Here is a 19,066-nt window from a genome sequence, read left to right as displayed (position 1 = left end):
AACTTATAGGTTTTTACGCGTTGGTAAACCAAAATTAACCCTGTACCAAACACGTTCATGAAAATAATATAAAATCATTTTAGTAAACACTTCAGCTAAACCAATCTGTAAAGCAGCCAATGGATTTCCAGAAATAATCCAAGCCAACGTCATAGTATCTAAAGTACCTATTAGTCGCCAGGTTATGGTTTTGGCTAAATGCCTCTTTTTACTTTCTAATGTAACACCTTCTTTGGTTAAGTTTATTTTATACCAAACACGTTCATGCAGATAATACAGGATTGATTTCGTACTCACTTCAGCAAGGCCTAATTTAAAACCTATAAATGGATTACCAGTGATAATCCATGACAAAATAATGGTGTCCATGGTTCCTATAAAACGCCACGTAATGGTTTTGGCAAGATGTCTTCTATAGGATTTGTCTTTCATTATACGCCAACTAAAAAGTGACTATTCAATAAATTTTCCTTATTATAAACAAGTGGCTTTTTGGTTTCTGTTGAAATAACTTCCAAACCGACTGCATTACAAATAGCGTGTCCTGCCGCTGTATCCCATTCCATTGTAGGCGCAAAACGCGGGTATACATCTGCTAAACCTTCTGCCAATAAACAAAATTTTAAAGAACTTCCTTTAGAAACAATTTCTACATCTTTTCCTTCCGATTTCAAACTTTCTATAAAATCTAATGTCTCCTTATTCATGTGGGAACGACTGCCAACCACTTGAATTACTTTCGATTTCTTCTTTTTAGGTTGAAGTTTTTCCGCTAACTTTAAAACCTGCTCAAAAGATGTGTCATGAGATTTCAAATCCGCTTTAAATGCTTTATTTGAATCTACTTCTGCATAATAAAGCGTTTTGGTTGCGGGCACATAAATAACGCCTAAAACCGGTTTTCCGTTTGTAACTAAAGCTATATTTACAGTAAATTCACCATTGCGCTTTACAAATTCCTTGGTTCCATCTACAGGATCTACAATCCAACAGGTATTCCAATTTTTTCTGATGCTATAATCTGTTTGTTTATTTTCTTCAGAAATTATAGAGATTTGCGTAGGAAGTAAATAGGAATTAATAATCGTATTTGCCTGCATATCCGCTTCTGTTAAAGGCGAATTATCATCTTTAGTTTCGACGTTGAAAGCGGTTTCATAAACTTGCATTATGGCTATTCCAGCTTTTAAAGATGATTCTATGGCAATTTGTAAATGCTTATTCATTATATTTTAATAAAGCTTTCCTTAAGCTATCTCTCCAATGCGGAATTTCTATTTGCAACGTGCTCTTGATTTTAGATTTATCAAGCACACTAAATTTTGGTCTTTTGGCAGGCGTTGGATATTCCGAAGTTTTAATAGGTAATAGTTCTATTTTAGATCCTATTTCTTCAAATATAGCTTTGGCAAAATCATACCAACTAGCCACGCCTTCATTACTATAATGGTAAATTCCGTACTGATTATTGTTTGTAGATATTAAGTTTATAATTACAGAAGCTAAATCTGTTGCATAGGTTGGTGTACCAATTTGATCAGATACCACACGTAATTGATCTCTTTCTTTAGATAATTTTATCATGGTTTTCATGAAATTATTACCGTGTTCAGAATATAACCAGGACGTTCTTAAAATAAAATATTCGTTAAGAACGTTTTGAATTTGAAGTTCCCCATTCAATTTAGTTTCACCATAAACACTTATAGGACTTGTAATATCATCCTCATTGTAAAGACTTGATTTTTCACCATTGAATATAAAATCAGTAGATATATGAATTAATGTGGCCTTATTTTCCTCACAGGCAACGGCTAAATTTTTAGCACCAATTACGTTTATTTGAGATGCTTTTTCAGGTTCTTTTTCAGCTTGATCAACTGCGGTGTAAGCTGCACAATTAATACAATAATCAACGTTGTTGTTTTTGAAAAATGCTTTAACGGCTGTTAAATCGGTAATATCTAATTCCTGATAATCAGTGTAGGTAATTTTCAAGTCAGTATTTAAACTTTCTAAATCTTTAATACAGTGTGCCAATTGTCCATTTCCTCCAGTAACTAATACATTAATCATAATTTTGCATGCTCTAATGTTGGTAAAATAACATCTTTTTCGGAAACTAAAAGTTCCCTTTCAGGTAATTGCCAATCAATATTCAAGGTCGGATCATTATAAATTATGCCGCCTTCAGATTCTTTATTATAATAATTATCGCATTTATAAGCAAAGGTTGCCGTTTCACTTAAAACCACAAAACCATGAGCAAATCCTTTTGGTACAAAAAACTGCCGTTTATTTTCGGAAGTTAATTCTACTGCTACATGTTGGCCAAAAGTTGGAGAATCCTTTCTAATATCCACCGCTATATCCAATACGCTACCCGTTATAACACGAACTAACTTGGATTGTGCGTGTTTACCTAATTGATAATGCAAACCTCTTAAAACGCCTTTGGTTGAGTAAGATTCATTGTCCTGAACAAAGTTAATGTTGGTGTCAGTTAATTTATTAAACTGATGTTGATTAAAGGATTCAAAAAAATAACCTCTTTTATCTCCAAAAACTTTAGGTTCAAATATAAAACAGTCCTTTAAGCTCGTTTCTATTACCGTCATTTACTTGTTATTTAATAAACCTAATAAGTTTTTACCATAACCACTTTTTAATAATGGATTAGCAAGCTCTACAAATGCTTTTTCTGATATATAACCCATTTCAAAAGCTGCTGCTTCAATAGATCCTATCTTTAAACCTTGCCGCTCCTCTAATACCTCCACAAATTGAGAGGCTTGCATAAGGGATTGAAAAGTGCCCGTGTCCAACCAAGCCGTACCCCGATCTAAAATACTAACACTTAATTTACCTTGACTTAAATACTCGCGGTTAACATCTGTAATTTCCAGTTCGCCTCTATGACTTGGTTTAATGTTTTTTGCGATATTAACTACTGAATTATCATAAAAGTAGATACCTGGAACTGCATAATTTGATTTTGGAACTTCCGGTTTCTCTTCAATAGAAATAGCATGTCCATCCGAATTAAATTCAACCACACCATAACGTTCTGGATCATGAACACGATAGGCATAAATAACACCTCCATCAGGATTATTGTTACTTTGAAGTAGTTTAGCCAATCCTGAACCGTAGAAAATATTATCTCCTAAAATTAAAGCTACCTTATCATTTCCAATAAATTCTTCTCCAATAATAAAAGCTTCTGCTAATCCATTTGGTGCTTCTTGAACCGCGTATTTAAACGTACAGCCATACTTTTCACCATCGCCTAATAAATCTTCAAAAAGTGGTAAATCTTTTGGCGTGGAGATAATTAAAATCTCTTTAATTCCAGCATACATTAATGTAGAAAGTGGATAATAAATCATAGGTTTATCGTAAATAGGCATTAATTGCTTACTTACTGATAAGGTTAATGGATGTAATCTAGTTCCGGATCCTCCGGCAAGTATAATTCCTTTCATTGCGATACTATTTTGCTGAATAATTAATTGTATTCTAGGAAACTAACAATTTAATTATATTCTTTTTCGTAGTAAGTTTGGTAAGCGCCAGTAGTTACATTTTTTAACCAATCTGAATTGCTCAAATACCAAGCAATTGTTTTTTCTAAACCTTGCTCAAAAGTTACTGATGGTTCCCAACCCAACTCGTTTTTTATTTTCGAAGCGTCTATGGCGTAACGCAAATCATGGCCAGGTCTATCTTTTACGTAGGTTATTAATCCTTTTGAAGTTCCCTTATCGAGACCTAAAGAACTATCCATTTGGTCGCAAAGTAGCGAAACCAAATCAATATTTTTCCATTCATTAAACCCACCAATATTATATGTTTCACTAATAATACCCCTATGAAAAACAGTATCTATTGCTGTTGCATGATCTATAACATAAAGCCAATCTCGCGTATAATTACCATCTCCATAAACAGGAAGTGACTTTTTATTTATAATATTATTTAAAAATAAAGGAATTAATTTTTCAGGAAATTGATTTGGCCCATAGTTATTAGAGCAATTTGAAATAACATAAGGCATGCCATAGGTTTCGCCATAAGCTCTTACAAAATGATCTGAACTTGCTTTAGAAGCTGAATAGGGCGAATTAGGATCGTATGATGTTGTTTCCGTAAACAAACCTGTTTCTCCTAATGTTCCATAAACCTCATCTGTACTTATGTGATAGAACAATTTATCATTGAAATTGTCTTTCCACGTACTTTTAAAAGCATTTAAAAGAATCATTGTACCTATAACGTTTGTTTTCACAAAAGCTAAAGGATCCTTTATAGATCTATCTACATGAGATTCCGCTGCTAAGTGAATAACGTATTCAAATTTATGTTCTTTAAAAAGTTGATTAATGAGCGTTTCATCCGTAATATCAGCTTTTAGAAACGTGTAATTGGGTTTAGATTCAATATCCGTTAAATTCTCTAAATTACCAGCATAGGTTAAACTGTCTAAATTAAAAATATGATACTCCGGATATTTGTTTACAAATAATCGTATAACATGAGATCCAATAAATCCTGCTCCTCCCGTTATTAATATCGTTTTTTTATGCTTCATAACTTTTAACGTACTTAACTATTTTTCTGGTTGCATAAATTAAACACAGTAGTATAAAAGCAAATATTGGGAACAAAATAGAATAGCGTTGTTGCCATTTAACGGTTTTCTTTCCTATTTTTTGGAAATTTGAAATAACATCAAAAAACACATCTTCATCTACTTTTTTCTCTTGTAGCTCTCTTAATTCATTTCTTAAAGTAATTTCCTTTTCTAATAAATCGTATTCTCGTGTGTTGGGTTTATCTTTACTTAAGGAAAAACCTTCACCTCCAAAACTAATCTCATTTGACTGTGAATTTGACTGTTTTTCCAGAACTTTAATATAAATTTTCTGTAAAGAATCTACTTGAGTTAGTTGTGAAACAATGTTATTTTTTTGAATTGTAAGCAAGGAATCTCGCTTTTGCATTCTTTTTAATGAATAGGAGTTCGTAAAGGAATTGGTAACGCCTTCCTCCAGTTTCGTGAAAATATCGTTTTTATAGGAATGTACCGTTATTTGGAATAAATCACCACTATAAATACTCCTGTTCTCAATGAATTTAGTGTAACTGATAGACTGAGTCATAGTACTATCCATAGTACTTAAAAAGGTGTTATACTGAACTATTTTTTCGTTCTCTGTTTCTGGTCCTGGTTCAATTTCAAAACCATTTATAGCTGCAGCTTCTTCTTCATTTATTGCGAATAAATCGGCAATTACGCCATAATTTCCATTATTCAGTAGTGCATTGTAATAACCAATATTAGTAACAAACTGAAATTTAGATTCAAAATAGGGTCTTATTAACATAGATGAGCTATAGACTGCTGGCCGAGTGCGCTCCCAGGCATAACCAATGACGGCTGCAACAACCATGACTACAATAATTATTTTAATGTTTACTATTAACGCTCTTAACGTATAAATAATAACCGAAAATATGGCTACAAAGATGGAAACTATAAAATTAATTAATCTGCTAAAGGCATTTCCAATTCCATTAAATAATTGACCTAAATCAACTTCTTCCGAGTTGTTTGGTGGATCAGATTTTGGAGGATATTCGTTCATATTTAATTACTGGTTATTAAAGATTTGTTGCAATATTTTTCGGGTTATTAAATAGGTTGGTTTAACACCAGATGTTCCTAATCCTCCTGAAGCAAGCGTTCCGCCTGTTTCTAAAGGATTATCACTAGCGTAATAGGCATAGCGTACTTTAACGTCTGGATTAATAGTTTTTCTTACTTTAGAAGCAGACTGAATGGCTTTTTGATAATGAGCGCCTTCCATTTCTAAACCTATAACATGCCAAGTAGAATTATAGAAAAACTTTAAAATGTCTTTATTTTGCAATGAAGTTCCTAAAACAGTTATCATAGAACCTTCAAAAACGGCTAATCCATCACCTTCAAAATCAGCTTTGGATAACTCATTTACAAATGGGTAATTATCTGCTGTGCCTTCAAAAATATGGGCAGATGGTATCATAATATCACCTTTTCCACCTTCTAAAATTCCGGCTTTACCCATTATAGAAACAGACGCGATGTTTAAATGAATACTTTTACTATCAATTAATGCTGGTTTTAGCAATTCGTCAATGGTTTCATAAGCTTGTTCGCCAAAGGCATAATCCATTACAAAAATAATAGGCATTTCAGATTTTTCATCTGTTGCATGAATATCTAAATCTGTTTTCGATAAGTCTAATTTTGCCGTATCAAAAATTTGAACATCTATATTGGTTCCCGATGCATCAGGAATATAAATCATCCCATTTTGCAATGCTTGATTGGTTACCTTATCTCGAAGCGTTTCATTTTCTTTTTTACTTAATTCTTCATAAACCTGAAATATGGTCTTTTTAGCCAGCATACTTTTTAAAGCCGTTGGTGTATAAAGCGTATTCATAACACTGTGCATATTGGCACTAATAATATGAATAGGTCTTTTTAAAAGATCATTTTTATAAAGGGTATTTTTAATGTTATCTGCCCAAATTTCACCGTGAATATGGTGACCAAGTCGCTCTCTTAAAACGGGACTAAAGGTAATAGTGCGTTTATTATTATTGATAACTTCTTCAATTGCTAATTTGCCTAACCAATATACAATATGTAATAAACGTTCAGGTTGTTCTGGAGTTTGAAATTGGCCATATACAAAACTCAACTCATCAAAGGTGCGACCAAGAATATTTGCCGTGTGCGTAATGGCTACTTCGCGTTCATTTTGAGTCAGCTTTTTATTGGCTAAAACGGCTTTTTCTAATTTGATCCAATCGCGAGTAGTACCGCCCGATTCATCAATTAAAACACGTTTACTAATTTTGTGAGATTCCACAAACATAAAGGTTAAATGCGTTAAAATATCATAGATTTCTGAACGTCCACGGGTAATTTCAATATTCATTTGTTCATCGTCAATACGATAACAATTTCTTCGTCTTTTTGGAGGAATGATAGGCTTAAAGTGTGAATTACTATAACCTTCATCACTTGTTAAATTAATAAACATGCATTCTTCTATACCTTGAGGTAAACGGTCTACAACATATAAAAGACCTTCTAGTTCTGCTTTTTCATCAACTATAGAACCGTAAATTTCAGGCCTTAAAAGCAACAAAGCCTCACGAAGCGTTTCACCTGAAACACCCATAGGCTTATAGAAACCACGATTAAATAGATGTCTCATGGTAATATACATTCTTTCAATCGCATTTGAGCTTTCTTGGGCTCTCGTTCTAGCATGATGCTTTTTCTTATTCATAGAAACTGTTTAATTTTCAAATATACTATTATTTAATCAAATTCAAATCGTAGATTTTATCTGCTATTTTACGATCATTGGATAAACGAGGTAATTTGTTCTGACCACCTAATTTTCCTATGGATTTCATATAATCTTGAAAGCCATTTTTAGCTACCATTGTTATTTTTAAAGGTTGTAAAACCTTCCCTTTTATGAGGTCGAAATAATAGCTATTTTGATTTTGTAAAGCTGCATCAATTTTCGCTGCTAATTGTGAAACATCTTCAATTTGATTTTCAAATTCTATAAACCACTCATGAAAAGGTAAACCCGATTCTGGATTTATTTGCGGTGCTACGGTAAATTCTGAAATTTGAAAATCCGTTTCTTTTATGGCTTCTTGTAAAGAGTGTTCCACTTCTTTTCCAATAACATGTTCACCAAAAGCGGAAATAAAATGTGTGATTCGTCCTGAAACTATAACACGGTATGGTTTAGTTGACGTAAACATAACGGTATCGCCTACATTGTAAGCCCAAAGTCCGGCATTTGTGGAAATAATCATCACGTAATTAACGCCAATTTCAACATCTTTTAAAGTTAAACGAATAGGATTTTCATTAAAAAACGTTTCTGCAACTACAAATTCATAAAAAATTCCTGAATTTAAAAGTAACAACATGCCTTTTTCACTTTGTTTATCTTGATAGGCGAAAAAACCTTCACTAGCTGGATATAATTCAATACTATCTACTTTCCGACCTATTAAAGTTTCAAATTTAGCGCGATAGGGTTCATAATTAACACCTCCAAAAATAAAGAGATTGAAGTTTTTAAAAACATCTCCTACGTTCTGTCCTGTTTTCTCTTGAATTCTCTCAAAATACATTTGCACCCAAGACGGAATCCCTGAAATAACTGTCATATTTTCAGGAAGCGTTTCTTCTACAATAGCCTCCACTTTGGTTTCCCAGTCATCTATACAATTTGTTTCCCAAGAAGGCATGCGGTTTTTCTGCAAATACTGTGGCACAAAATGCGCTACAATTCCTGATAAACGCCCTAATTGAATGCCATTTTGTTCCTCTAAAACAGGGCTTCCTTGTAAGAAAATCATTTTACCCGATACAAAATCTGCATTCCCAGTTTCATGAATATAAGTTAAAATAGCATTCCTTGCTGCTGCAATATGCGTTGGCATACTTTCTTTTGTTAAGGGAATGTATTTAGCCCCAGATGTGGTTCCCGATGTTTTGGCAAAATAAAGTGGTTTTCCTTTCCATAAAACATCAGATTCACCGGCAACCATGCGGTCTACGTAGGGTTTTAATTCTTCGTAATCACGAATTGGAACACGCTTTACAAAATCAGCGTGATTCTTAATACTCAAAAAATCATGATCGGTTCCAAATGCTGTGGACGCGGCATCACTAATAAGCTCTTCAAACACTTGTTTTTGAGTATCAATAGGATTATCAATCCACTTTTGCGCTTTCTTTACAATATACTTGGCAAATGGTTTCGCCAATAGGGCTTTTAGTGAAAACATTATTTAAAATCTATAAAATTAGTTGGATTAATTGGGTAACCATCACTCCACAGTTCAAAATGTAAGTGCGGTCCAGTCGTCATTAAGCCTGTATTTCCAGTGGTGGCAATAACTTCGCCAGCCGTAACAATATCGCCTTGGGTTTTTGTTAATAAAGCATTGTGCTTATAAACGGAAATTAGGCTCTGACTGTGTTCTAAAATAATAACGTAACCAGCTTCGGTAGTCCAGTCTGCAAAAATTACGGTACCATCTGCAGTTGCTTTTACGGGTGTATCTTTTTCAGCAACAATATCCACGGCAAAATGTTTTTCTTTCACATTATATTCTTGTGAGATTTCACCTGAAACTGGCGGAAATAATATAAAACTGGTATTGAGTTTTGCCGATTCAAACAAATTATATTTATCCTCTTTTTTAACGCGCTCTCGTAATATGGAATCTTCTTCAGAAGGCGATAAATCAAAAGTTTTGGCTTCCTGTCTGGTAGCTTCAATAATAGAATCTTTATTAAAATCTATTTTGCTTACTTCACCATATAGCACTTTTTTAATGGATGTAAAGTAGCGCTCGTTTATGGCTATTACTTGTTGTAAGGAATCTGTTTTATAGTTCAATTCTGTAGCACGTTTTTTAAGGGCAACAGATGAATAGCCCGGAATGTATTCCCGAAGCGATGTAAAGGCAATTAAAATAGTCGTGGCAACAACCAAAAATATGGTAGATAATGACAATAAAACAAACACATTAAGTCGCGTTAATTTTAAAGAAATACGCTCTTCAAAGGTATCCTCATTTAAAATAACCAAACGATACTTATTGAGCAGTTTCTTGGTGAACTTTCTGGGTTTCTTCTTTTTATTAGCCATATGTCTCACAAAATTAATTAAAATTACGGCAGTATCGTATTTAGTTCATGCTAAAGTTGGTGTTAAAACGTTTATATTAAACTTTAATTATTAACTTTGTGCTTTAAAATAAAGCTTTATGAGTTTATATATGTTACCATTGGCAATAGGACCATGGCAAATAGCACTAATTGTTATTATTGTGTTGTTATTATTTGGAGGTAAAAAAATCCCTGAATTAATGCGTGGTTTAGGTAGCGGAATTAAAGAATTTAAAGACGCTAGCAAAGAAGAAGAGATTGAAAAAAACGATAAAAAAGAATAATCTTTTTTAAGACATATAAAAAAACCCAACATAATCATGTTGGGTTTTTTTGTGTTTTATTTTAGTAATTTACTTAAATTCTATGGATTTGATTATAGCTTCTAATTCAAACATATAGTCGCGCTTGTCTACAGATGGTGCAAACGCAAAGCCTTCAACAACTAAAAGTCGACTATTGCTTACATCATCTATCACATAATTTACAAATGGTCCAGACATAAAAGCGTTTTTGACATCCCAAATTCCTCGTGTTTCAAATGCAAGCTTATCATCAATAGTTGTTTTTGCTAAAAATGGTGTGTACGCATCTTCTGTTACCATATAGGATCCATCTAACGGTCCAGGAATATGGGCTTTACCTATGGAATCGCGGACTTTAATTATTTGACTCACCAAACTATCATTGTCCTTAATACTTCCGTATGGCAATTCATATAATAAAATATTGGTGGTTCCAGTCGTTATATCTTTACGAATCCAGTAGAATTTTCCGTCTTCCGAAGCAATTCTATATGCCGATGGAAAAGTAATACTAACGCCTAATTTCTTTTTAATTGTATTATTGGTATGAGGCGCAATTTTAATACGACGCTGCTGTTCCTTTATTTCCTCGTTTTTTAAAGCCATTACTATTTGATCAGCATGCAACGTTAATTGTTGAGAAATTTCTTCTTCACTACCTCCTGAAACAACCACAACACGTTGCGGTCTAGCAAACACATTATTAGCGATTTTCACATTCGGCTTATCACTTTTTTCAATTTTTAAAACAATTCTGCTCTTCTGTGCAAAATCGGTAAAAACAAGTGGTGGAATTTGACTTAAAATAAATAGCGGTTCATCTTGTGGCAAGCCATGAACAGGTGCCGCTAAAATATTTCTGATAGTTTCACCAACACTACCTTCCCATAAATCATTATCGACAACTACCGATAAATTATTGATTTTTCCTGAAGATTCCGAAAGAATACGTTTATTAGAAGAATTGCCATCGTTACAAGCTGTAATTAGAAGTAAAGCCATGGCGGCAAGAAACATTTTTTGCATGATAGTGATATGTTTATAATGGTTAGCCTTTGAATAATTTTAAAGTCATTCCTGGTTTTAAGTTATCACCACTAATATCGTTCCAATCTCGAATATTTTGAACAGAAACTCCAGAAAACTTTTGTGAGATGCTCCAAAGCGAATCCCCATTCTGTACAACATAGGTGTTTGATGTAGGCGCTGAACTACTAGAACTGCTGACATTACTGGAATTACTGACTACTGGAGAACCAGCTCCAGGATTTCTTGGATAAATGGTTAAACGCTGCCCAACTTTTAAATTATTACTTCGTAAACCATTCCATTGTTTAATTTGACTAACGCGTACACTATACTTTCGGGCAATTAAACCCAAATAGTCGCCAGATTTAACGCGGTACTTGACTTTACTTTCACTATCAAAAAATTGAGGTAGGGGTTTCTCTCGCGTATCAAATTCCGCTTTTGCAGATTGATAGATAGTACTTTCATTAGTTACAAAAGTTCCTATAGCTGTTGTAGGTAGTCTTAAGGTGTAATTTTCATTTTCTACAAATGGAATAATATCTAATTTGTAAGCAGGGTTTAAAAACTGCAATTCTTCCATTTTTACGCCTGTAGCTTCTGAAATTTGATCCAAAGTTATCATTTGTTTCACGTGAATCGTGTCTGTTTGAAAATGATGAAATGCAGGTTTTTCAGCCACTAATCCATGTTCATTAGCATATTCAAAAATATACATGGTTGCTAAAAACGCGGGTAAATATCCAGCCGTTTCACGCGGTAAATTGTGACGAATATTCCAATAGTTTTCATAACCACCAGAACGTCTAATGGCTTTTAAAACATTTCCTGGACCTGAATTGTAGGCTGCCAAAGCTAAATCCCAGTCGCCAAATGTACCATATAATGCTGATAAATATTTAGCTGCTGCTTTGGTAGATTTTATAGGATCACTACGGTCATCTACATAACTACTAACGTTTAAGCCATATTCTTTACCTGTGGCGAACATAAACTGCCATAATCCGGTGGCACCAACACGAGATCGAGCTCTAGGTTTTAAAGCCGATTCTACAATAGCCAGATATTTCACTTCCAAAGGCACATCATGCGCATCCAATTCCTGTTCAAACATGGGAAAATAGAAATAACTTAAACCCATTAAGCGTTCAAAATACCCACGTCTATTCTTTAAAAAAGATTTTATAACGCTTTCTAAAGACGGATTATAGGCAATATTAAAAGGCGTTTTCGCATTTAAGCGTTCCAAACGGGCTTTTAGAGTATCTGTAGATAGCTCTGGAAAGTAAACTTCTTTATAATCTAAATCTGAAACAGCGTTATAAATGGTATCATAAAGTGAATTACTATACAATTCTTCGCGCCATTTCTCCGCTAATTCGGCTGTAAAATCTAAATCCTTAAGCGTTTTAGATTTTAAAGAATCTGTTTCTATTTTAATTTCTTTTTTATAAAACTGCTGACCATCAATAATGGTATCAACATCATATTCCTCTCCAGCCATTAATTGTTCTTCGGGGATATGCGTTTTAACAATTTTCTTCGGAATAGAATCTTGTGCATACGATATTCCGATAGCAAAAAATGCTAAAAAAACACTTCCACAAACTCTCTTTAATTGAAACATAGATTGATTACCGACTACTGGAATTACTCCATTTGTTTTTAAATTTGACACGTATTTAGGTTTTAAAATTTGGGGAATTATTTCTCTCTGCTACTCTAATATAGCGGCAATTCCTGGAAGTGTTTTACCCTCCAGACTTTCCAACATGGCGCCACCGCCTGTACTTACGTAACTAACTTGATCTTCCAGACCAAACTGTTTTACAGCGGCAACAGAATCTCCACCACCAACTAACGAAAAAGCACCAGCTTTTGTTGCCTCTGCTATAGATTTACCTAATGCTTTTGTGCCTTTTGCAAAATTTGACATTTCAAAAACGCCAAGTGGTCCATTCCATAAAATAGTTTTAGACTCCTGTATAACTTGATCAAAAATTTCTTCAGTTTCAGGGCCAATATCCAATCCCATCCAACCGTCCGGAATTTCATTAACGGCACAGATTTTAGTATTCGCATCATTACTAAAAGCATCTGCAATAACGGCATCCACCGGTAAATGTACTTGCACATTTTTCTGTTTTGCTTTTTCTAAAATGGATTTGGCAAGTTCTAATTTATCTTCTTCTACTAATGAATCGCCAATTTTTCCGCCCTGCGCTTTAATAAACGTGAAGGTCATTCCGCCACCAATAATTAAATGGTCAATTTTATCTAAAATATTATCGATGATGGTAATTTTACTCGACACTTTAGCGCCCCCGAGAATAGCACAAATAGGTTTTTCACCAGTATTCATTACTTTATCAATACTCTTAATTTCTTGAGCTAATAAATAACCAAAACACTTTTTATCTGGAAAAAATTTAGCAACTATAGTTGTGGATGCATGTGCGCGATGCGCTGTACCAAAAGCATCATTAACATAAATATCACCTAACTTGGAGAGTTTTTTAGCAAATGCCTCATCACCAGCAGTTTCTTCTTCGTGAAATCGTAAATTTTCAAGAAGCAAAATCTGCCCAGGCTCTAAATCATGAACTGCTTTTTCAGCTTTTTCACCAATACTAGCATTTACAAACTTGACTTCAACCCCTAAAATATCTTCTACTTTATCAACAATATGTTTTAATGAAAATTTAGATTCTTCACCTTTTGGTCGACCTAAATGAGACATTAAAACGCAGCTACCGCCATCCTCTAAAACCTTAATGATAGTAGGCTTTGCTGCCAAAATACGTGTGGTATCTCCCACTTTAAAATCTTCATCTAAAGGCACGTTGAAATCAACACGAATTAGCGCTTTTTTATCTTTAAAATTGAAATCGTCTAGTGTTTTCATAATGATAGGATACTGTATTTTTTATAAATTAAAACAAGATTACTATATATAGGTTCACAAATATAAATTTTTCAAGCAATAATGACTTACTATTTGGCCTTACTTTAATAGTTTTAACGTTATTCAAAACCAATTTTCTTTTGAAGTTGGCTTCTTAAAAAATGAAAAAAAATATGTAGGTTTGCCGTATGCTATTCAGTGATATTCTAGGTCAGGAACATATAAAAAATCATTTAACTCAAAGTGCCGATAACGGCCGTATTCCTCATGCCCAATTATTTGTTGGCCCGGAAGGTTCTGGCACATTACCAATGGCCATTGCCTATGCGCAATATCTACTTTGTAAAAATACCGATGGCGAAAACACGTCGGGAAATGAAGCTTGCAATATAAAATTCAAAAATTTTGGTCATCCAGATTTGCATTTTGCTTTTCCTGTTGCCGCAAATCAGAAAGTTTCCAAACATCCTGTTTCTAATCATTTTTTAGAAGAATGGCGCGAGCTCTTAACCCAGCAACCCTACGGCAATTTATTTGATTGGTATAAAAAACTAGGCGTTGAAAACAAACAGGGGCGTATTGGTGTAGATGAAGCACAAGAAATTGTGAAATCTTTAGCCTTAAAATCCTATGAAGGTGGTTATAAAGTCATGTTGATTTGGATGGCTGAAAAGATGAATTCAGAAGCCTCCAATAAATTATTAAAACTTATAGAAGAGCCACCTAATAAAACTATTTTTATTTTAGTTGCAGAAGCTGAAGACCAAATTATAGGAACCATAAGATCCCGTTGCCAGGTTTTACATTTCCCACCTTTAGCGGAAGATGTCATTACAACCGCTTTAATTAACACCTATCAAATCGAAGCTAGTGTGGCAGCTAAAATAGCACATCAAGCTCATGGTAATTACAATAAAGCATGTGATTTAGTTTATCACGACAGTGAAGATACCCAATTTGAAACCTGGTTTATTTTCTGGATTCGAAGCGCATTTAAAGCCAAAGGCAATAAAGCGGCTATTCATGATTTAATTTCTTGGAGTGAAGATATTGCCAAAACAGGCCGAGAAACGCAAAAGCAATTTTTACAATTTTGTTTAGACTTTTTTCGTCAAGCTATGCTTTTAAATTATGGAGCCGAAGATTTGGTTTTTTTAGATCCTAAAACAGAAGGCTTCAAATTAAAGAATTTCGCGCCATTTGTTCACGGTAATAATATCATTGAAATTTCCAATGAAATTCAAGACGCTATTTTTCATATTGAGCGAAACGGAAATGCCAAAATAATCCTGACAGATTTGTCAATAAAACTAACGCGTTTATTGCATAAAAAAGCCAGCTAAATTAATAACTGGCTTGTAATTTTTTTGAAGATAATTATATCTTATTCTGCTTTGTTATAGTCTGCATTTAAAGACTCCAAAATCTCTTTTGTTAGGTCTTTACTTTCTTCACCGTACATAACACTTCCAGCTTCATTACTACCAAGAATGTAGGTATAACCATTTTTCTTACCGTAAACCTTAACGTAATCACGTACTTTTTTAATTAAACTATCAATTGCCTCTTGACTTTCCTCTTGAATAGCACCTTCCTCCTGTTGAATGCGTTGCTGCAACATTTGTTGTTTCTGCCCCAAAGCTTGGTATTCTAACTGTGCTTTATCTTGAGCCATGCCTTGAGCTTTTAATTGGAACGCTTGGGCTTCTGCTTGAAAAGCTTGACCTATACTATCCGTTCTTTTTTGAAATGTTTCAATTTTACCTTTGAATTTGGCTTCAATATCCATTTTCTCTTGGTAATCACTAATTAAGTCCGTGTTATTTACAAAACCAATTTTCTGGCTTTCGGTATTGCATGATAGTAGGGTAAAAAATACTATCGATACTAAAATTATGTTTTTCATGATTGATTTTTTAATTTTTAAATCGGTGCAAATGTAATAAAGTAATTAGATTGTTTTTCAAAAAGAGCAGAAATTTAAATTATAGTCAGAATTTATGCTTTTTAAAATTTTGATAGAGAATATCGATAAAAATAGACCGATTTACAAGCTATTTTTAAATCGAAATTATGTTTTTAAAGGAAAAGATATCTGTAGAGCTGCAAAACGCGCTTATTTGGTCTTAAATAGCGTTTCGATCCTTTTTTATAACATAAATGAGCGAGGAATACTCACCAGAACGCTTCGCCGCTAAATTTGATTTGAATCCAGTCCAAAATGCTTTTAGATAATTCATATTTCCCGATTTGTATTTTTCGGAAAGTAAACTCACATAATACGCATCAAACTTCATGGGTTTTGTTTCAACAACTTTAAAACCATGTTTTGCTAATAATTGGGACATGCCATTTTGTGAGAAATGCCAAAGGTGTCGGGGCACATCATAAGCAGCCCAAAATGATTGGTAATATTCCGCATCATAACTTTTATGATTAGGAACCGCAATTACTAAAGTACCGGAATCTTTTAGTAATGTTTTATAAATAGCAAGTTGCTCATTAAAATCTGGAAGGTGTTCGAGCACATGCCAAAGTGAAATAACATTAAAACTTTTTGATTCAAATTTAGAAAGTTGAGACGTATCAAAAACAGCATTATCCGTTTTTGAATTGGCTATTTTCCTTGCATCTGGATTTGGTTCAATTCCTGAAACTTTCCAATTATCTTTTAAAGCGGTTTGCAGAAAATCTCCTGTTCCGCACCCAATATCTAATAACGTTTTATCTGAATTGGCAGAAGCATTTATCAATTTCAATTTACTTTTTAATGCAATTGAACGAACCAAATGATAGGCCTTTTCAAATAAATTTCGGCGTGTGTCAGTATGCGAAATATAATCTTCACTTTTATAATAAGCTGGTAAATTTTCCAAACTTGGTTGCGGCTTGGTTTCTAAAATTTCAAATTCGGAATGCTTTTCTAACTGAAATTTTTCTTTCGAAACCGAATAGTCTGTAACCTGAAAATTAGATTTTTTGTTATGCACTTTCACCCTTTTAAAAACTTATCTGACAATAAAAATTTACTACACTAAACACGCAATATTCATTGATAAATAGCCTTAAATAAAACATTATAATAATAACGTTCCACGTGGAACATTAAAATTTAACGTCCTAAATAAACTAGTAATACAGAAACATCACTTGGTGAAACACCACTAATTCGAGACGCTTGAGAAATAGTAACGGGCTGAATCTGGTTTAGTTTTTGACGCGCTTCCGTACTCATGGATTGCATTTTGGAATAGTCGAAATTCTTGGGTATTTTAATATTCTCTAGCCTAGTTAACTTATCTGCGTTATTTTTTTCCTTATTGATATAACCGGAATATTTCACCTGTATTTCAGCCTGCTCAATCTCCTCTCTATCCAAATTATGTTCAGCAATATAAGCATCCACACTTTCAACTTTTCGCATATCATGAATAGTAATATTTGGTCTTGAAAAGATTTTAAACATTTTATCAGATTGTGTCATTGCAGCCGAATCATTCAATTCTAAAATAGGATTTATCTCTTCAGGCTTGACACTCGTTTCTTTGAAAAACTCTACAAAAGCTTCTGCTTTTTCATGTTTTTCTTCCATACGTTTTAAACGCTTTTCGGAGGCCAAACCAACATCAAAAGATCTCGGCGTTAAACGAATATCGGCGTTATCTTGTCTTAATAAAGTTCTATACTCTGCTCGCGACGTAAACATTCTGTAAGGTTCTTCTGTACCTTTAGTAATTAAATCGTCTACCAAAACACCAATATAAGCTTCGCTTCTAGATAGAATAAATGCTTCACGTTCCTGCACTTTTAAACTCGCATTCATACCAGCCATTAAACCTTGAGAAGCAGCTTCTTCATATCCAGTTGTTCCATTAATTTGACCTGCAAAATATAAACCTTCCACTAACTTCGTTTCTAAACTATGCTGTAATTGTGTTGGTGGAAAATAATCATACTCTATAGCATATCCAGGTCTGAAAAATTTCACATTTTCAAAACCTACAACAGAACGTAATGCTTTAAATTGAACATCTTCTGGTAATGATGTTGAAAAACCATTCACATAGTATTCAACCGTGTTCCAACCTTCTGGTTCCACAAATAATTGATGCCTATCCTTATCTGCAAAACGATTAATTTTATCTTCAATAGACGGACAATAACGTGGTCCTAAACTTTGAATTCGACCATTAAACATGGGCGATCTATCAAAACCTTCTCGCAACAAATCATGAACTTCATTACTTGTATAGGTTAAATGACAAGATCGTTGTTTCGTTAAAGGCTTCGTTGCATCTAAATAGGAGAATTTCTCTGGAACTTCATCGCCAGGTTGTTCAACCATTTTAGAGAAATCCAAAGACCTGCCATCGACTCGCGGTGGCGTACCCGTTTTCATTCTACCCGACTCAAAACCTAACTGAACTAACTGTTCCGTAATTCCGGTGGCAGCACGTTCGCCAGCTCTACCTCCACCAAAATTTTTATCACCAATATGAATTAATCCGTTTAAAAAAGTACCATTCGTTAGCACAACAGATTTTCCTTTTATTTCTATCCCCAAAGAGGTTTTAACCCCTACTATTTTATGATTTTCTACCAATAATCCAGAAACCATTTCTTGGTAAAAATCTAGGTTCTTGGTTCCTTCTAACATATTCCGCCAGTCTTCAGCAAAACGCATGCGATCACTTTGAACCCGTGGACTCCACATGGCAGGGCCTTTAGACTTGTTAAGCATCTTAAACTGAATAGCCGAAGTATCACTCACAATTCCACTATAACCACCAAGCGCATCAATTTCACGCACAATTTGCCCCTTCGCAATGCCGCCCATAGCCGGATTACAAGACATTTGCGCAATATTTTGCAAATTCATGGTAATAAGAAGCGTTTTACTTCCCATATTGGCTGCAGCAGCAGCGGCCTCACTCCCAGCGTGACCTGCTCCAACTACAATAACATCGTAAACTTCGTTAAACATGCTTACTAAATTTGATTATTTTATTTTGTTCCACGTGGAACAATGAGATTAACTTGAACTTCATTTCAAGAATA

At 33.9% G+C, this 19,066-nt stretch carries 18 protein-coding genes; 2 read left to right on the top strand and 16 right to left on the bottom strand.

Features of this window, described 5'->3' with window-relative positions; translation table 11 throughout:
• Positions 1 to 3 precede the first annotated feature (3 nt).
• Genes ES674_RS02935 through ES674_RS02890 form a run of 10 tightly spaced genes read right to left on the bottom strand, consistent with a single transcriptional unit; the run spans position 4 to position 9,749 of the window.
• The gene (locus tag ES674_RS02935) at positions 4 to 432 is read right to left on the bottom strand and encodes a DUF2061 domain-containing protein (protein ID WP_148402485.1); all 429 of its coding nucleotides are present in this window, start codon (positions 430 to 432) and stop codon (positions 4 to 6) included.
• A complete protein-coding gene (cysQ, locus tag ES674_RS02930) occupies positions 432 to 1,226 on the bottom strand; it encodes a 3'(2'),5'-bisphosphate nucleotidase CysQ (RefSeq protein ID WP_148402484.1) in 795 nt (264 codons plus the stop codon). Before cysQ ends, ES674_RS02935 begins: the two co-directional genes overlap by 1 nt.
• Entirely contained in the window at positions 1,219 to 2,076 is an 858-nt protein-coding gene (rfbD, locus tag ES674_RS02925; RefSeq protein WP_148402483.1) for a dTDP-4-dehydrorhamnose reductase, read from the bottom strand. The genes cysQ and rfbD overlap by 8 nt, the downstream gene beginning before the upstream one ends.
• Positions 2,073 to 2,618, bottom strand: a complete 546-nt coding sequence (rfbC, locus tag ES674_RS02920) for a dTDP-4-dehydrorhamnose 3,5-epimerase (protein WP_148402482.1) — start codon at positions 2,616 to 2,618, stop codon at positions 2,073 to 2,075. Before rfbC ends, rfbD begins: the two co-directional genes overlap by 4 nt.
• Positions 2,619 to 3,485, bottom strand: a complete 867-nt coding sequence (gene rfbA / locus ES674_RS02915) for a glucose-1-phosphate thymidylyltransferase RfbA (protein WP_148402481.1) — start codon at positions 3,483 to 3,485, stop codon at positions 2,619 to 2,621.
• Between the two features lie 50 nt (positions 3,486 to 3,535).
• Complete coding sequence (gene rfbB, locus ES674_RS02910; RefSeq protein WP_148402480.1) at positions 3,536 to 4,591, bottom strand: dTDP-glucose 4,6-dehydratase; 1,056 nt, start codon at positions 4,589 to 4,591, stop codon at positions 3,536 to 3,538.
• The gene (locus tag ES674_RS02905) at positions 4,581 to 5,648 is read right to left on the bottom strand and encodes a hypothetical protein (protein WP_148402479.1); all 1,068 of its coding nucleotides are present in this window, start codon (positions 5,646 to 5,648) and stop codon (positions 4,581 to 4,583) included. Before ES674_RS02905 ends, rfbB begins: the two co-directional genes overlap by 11 nt.
• A gap of 6 nt (positions 5,649 to 5,654) precedes the next feature.
• A complete protein-coding gene (locus ES674_RS02900) occupies positions 5,655 to 7,349 on the bottom strand; it encodes a DUF6909 family protein (protein ID WP_148402478.1) in 1,695 nt (564 codons plus the stop codon).
• Between the two features lie 28 nt (positions 7,350 to 7,377).
• Positions 7,378 to 8,880 (bottom strand): GH3 family domain-containing protein, encoded by a 1,503-nt coding sequence (locus ES674_RS02895; protein ID WP_148402477.1) that lies wholly within the window; start codon positions 8,878 to 8,880, stop codon positions 7,378 to 7,380.
• Positions 8,880 to 9,749, bottom strand: coding sequence for a M23 family metallopeptidase (locus ES674_RS02890; protein ID WP_148402476.1), 870 nt, complete (start codon positions 9,747 to 9,749; stop codon positions 8,880 to 8,882). The genes ES674_RS02895 and ES674_RS02890 overlap by 1 nt, the downstream gene beginning before the upstream one ends.
• Before the next feature lie 118 nt (positions 9,750 to 9,867).
• On the opposite strand from ES674_RS02890, the gene ES674_RS02885 reads away from it, so the two are divergent.
• Complete coding sequence (locus ES674_RS02885; RefSeq protein WP_148402475.1) at positions 9,868 to 10,053, top strand: Sec-independent protein translocase subunit TatA/TatB; 186 nt, start codon at positions 9,868 to 9,870, stop codon at positions 10,051 to 10,053.
• Between the two features lie 69 nt (positions 10,054 to 10,122).
• Here ES674_RS02885 and ES674_RS02880 read toward each other — a convergent pair whose 3' ends face one another.
• From ES674_RS02880 to ES674_RS02870, 3 genes are all read right to left on the bottom strand, one after another.
• Positions 10,123 to 11,100: a DUF4837 family protein gene (locus ES674_RS02880; protein WP_148402474.1), complete on the bottom strand. Its 978-nt coding sequence runs from the start codon at positions 11,098 to 11,100 to the stop codon at positions 10,123 to 10,125.
• Positions 11,101 to 11,122: 22 nt separating this feature from the next.
• Positions 11,123 to 12,730: a lytic transglycosylase domain-containing protein gene (locus ES674_RS02875; RefSeq protein ID WP_148403621.1), complete on the bottom strand. Its 1,608-nt coding sequence runs from the start codon at positions 12,728 to 12,730 to the stop codon at positions 11,123 to 11,125.
• 90 nt (positions 12,731 to 12,820) lie between these two features.
• Positions 12,821 to 14,008: a phosphoglycerate kinase gene (locus ES674_RS02870; RefSeq protein WP_148402473.1), complete on the bottom strand. Its 1,188-nt coding sequence runs from the start codon at positions 14,006 to 14,008 to the stop codon at positions 12,821 to 12,823.
• Between the two features lie 188 nt (positions 14,009 to 14,196).
• Here ES674_RS02870 and ES674_RS02865 point away from each other — a divergent pair, with 188 nt between their 5' ends.
• Entirely contained in the window at positions 14,197 to 15,351 is a 1,155-nt protein-coding gene (locus ES674_RS02865; RefSeq protein WP_148402472.1) for a DNA polymerase III subunit, read from the top strand.
• 41 nt (positions 15,352 to 15,392) lie between these two features.
• Here ES674_RS02865 and ES674_RS02860 read toward each other — a convergent pair whose 3' ends face one another.
• The 3 genes from ES674_RS02860 to mnmG all read right to left on the bottom strand — a co-directional run bounded on the left by ES674_RS02860 (position 15,393) and on the right by mnmG (position 18,992).
• A complete protein-coding gene (locus ES674_RS02860) occupies positions 15,393 to 15,914 on the bottom strand; it encodes an OmpH family outer membrane protein (RefSeq protein ID WP_148402471.1) in 522 nt (173 codons plus the stop codon).
• Positions 15,915 to 16,134: 220 nt separating this feature from the next.
• Positions 16,135 to 17,004, bottom strand: coding sequence for a class I SAM-dependent methyltransferase (locus ES674_RS02855; RefSeq protein WP_148402470.1), 870 nt, complete (start codon positions 17,002 to 17,004; stop codon positions 16,135 to 16,137).
• 116 nt (positions 17,005 to 17,120) lie between these two features.
• Positions 17,121 to 18,992, bottom strand: a complete 1,872-nt coding sequence (mnmG, locus tag ES674_RS02850) for a tRNA uridine-5-carboxymethylaminomethyl(34) synthesis enzyme MnmG (RefSeq protein WP_148402469.1) — start codon at positions 18,990 to 18,992, stop codon at positions 17,121 to 17,123.
• Between the last annotated feature and the right edge of the window lie 74 nt (positions 18,993 to 19,066).

Source organism: Bizionia myxarmorum (assembly GCF_008086205.1).
GTDB lineage: Bacteria > Bacteroidota > Bacteroidia > Flavobacteriales > Flavobacteriaceae > Algorimicrobium > Algorimicrobium myxarmorum.
Note: the sequence above shows the minus strand (reverse complement) of the source record. Positions and strands in the feature narration are given on the sequence as shown.